Raw genomic sequence first — 1335 nt, 5'->3', positions numbered from 1 at the left:
GCCCTGCAGGCGTACCCCGAGGTCGATGTGCTGGTCTGCGACGATGGCCTGCAGCACCTGGCACTGGCCCGCGATGTGGAGATTGCCGTCTTCAACGCCCAAGGCATTGGCAATGGCTGGCAGTTGCCGGCCGGGCCGCTGCGCGAGCCCTGGCCCCGGCGGCTGGATATTGCGCTCTACGCCGGCCCAGCGCCCCAGCAGCTGGCAGCCACAGGAGCAGCGGCCTGGCCGCTGCAGCGCAGCCTGGCCTGCTATGCTGTTGGCCAGGATGGCCGCCGCCATGCGCTTGCCGATCTGCGCGGCCGGCCGGTGCATGCGCTGGCTGCCATTGCCTATCCGCAGGAGTTTTTTGCGATGCTGCAAGCCCAGGGCCTGCAGCTCGCCCGCAGCGATGCACTGCCCGACCATGCGCCGCTGGACGACCCGGCCTGGCTGGCAAGCCTCAGAATCGCCGCGACCAGCGCACCTACAATAGGCGCACCCGATGCCCCCGTGCTGCTGTGCACCGAAAAGGATGCGCACAAGCTCTGGCGCATTGCCCCGCATGCGCTGGCTGTGCCGCTGGAGGTCGCCATCGACCCGGCCTTTGGCCAGCATGCCGATGCACTGCTGCGCCAGCGCCAGCCCGCATCGCCCCCTGTTAAGAAAGACTGATTGCTGCTATGGACCCGAAACTGCTCGAACTGCTGGTTTGCCCCGTCACCAAAGGCCCCCTGCGCTATGACCGCGAGCGCCAGGAGCTGGTCTCGCGCAGCGCGCGCCTGGCCTACCCGGTGCGCGATGGCATGCCCATCATGCTCGAAGGCGAAGCGCGCCCGCTCAGCGACGAAGAAATCGACGCCTTAGCTGCGGCAGATTAAGCTTTGATGAAGTTGCGGCCCCACCAGGGCCGGCATGGCCGTCCGCACAGGCAAACCCCAATAGCGGTTTTGTAAAAAAAAGACACAATTTGCTGAAAATTTAGGCACGCCGCCCCTGCGGGCAAGCCTTGTGGATTGCATCCATTACTTTCAGCACATTGCCATGCATACCCTGATTCTCAAGAAAACCGACAAAGGCATGGAGGCGCTGCGCGCCCGGGATCCCTCGTTGCCGCACCGCATGCGACCGGCCTTCATCATGTTTGATGGGCAAAAAAGCATTGAGCAGGTGATGGCACTGTCGCCGTCGGCGGGCGGACAGCTGCAGGTGCTCGAAGACATCAAGCAGCTGCTGCAGCAAGGCCTGCTGGAGTTGCTGCGCCCCAGCGACGCGGGCCAATTGCCCTCCAGTGCCAGCGACATCATTGACAGCCTGGCCGCCCCTGCGCCCACGCCGCCGCCCGCTGCCGCAGCC

At 65.3% G+C, this 1335-nt stretch carries 2 protein-coding genes and 1 pseudogene; all 3 read left to right on the top strand.

From position 1 onward, the window contains the following. Nucleotides 1-654, top strand: a 654-nt coding sequence (gene lpxK, locus H928_RS27240) for a tetraacyldisaccharide 4'-kinase (RefSeq protein WP_084635765.1), incomplete at its 5' end; no start/stop codon positions are given. Between the two features lie 8 nt (nt 655-662). Beyond that, a complete protein-coding gene (locus H928_RS0110895; protein ID WP_027010813.1) occupies nt 663-860 on the top strand; it encodes a Trm112 family protein in 198 nt (65 codons plus the stop codon). Nucleotides 861-1023: 163 nt separating this feature from the next. Next, nucleotides 1024-1335 (top strand): annotated as a pseudogene (locus tag H928_RS27235) (hypothetical protein); the annotation flags it as partial.

This window comes from Comamonas sp. B-9 (assembly GCF_000410635.1).
GTDB lineage: Bacteria > Pseudomonadota > Gammaproteobacteria > Burkholderiales > Burkholderiaceae_C > Comamonas.
Note: the sequence above shows the minus strand (reverse complement) of the source record. Positions and strands in the feature narration are given on the sequence as shown.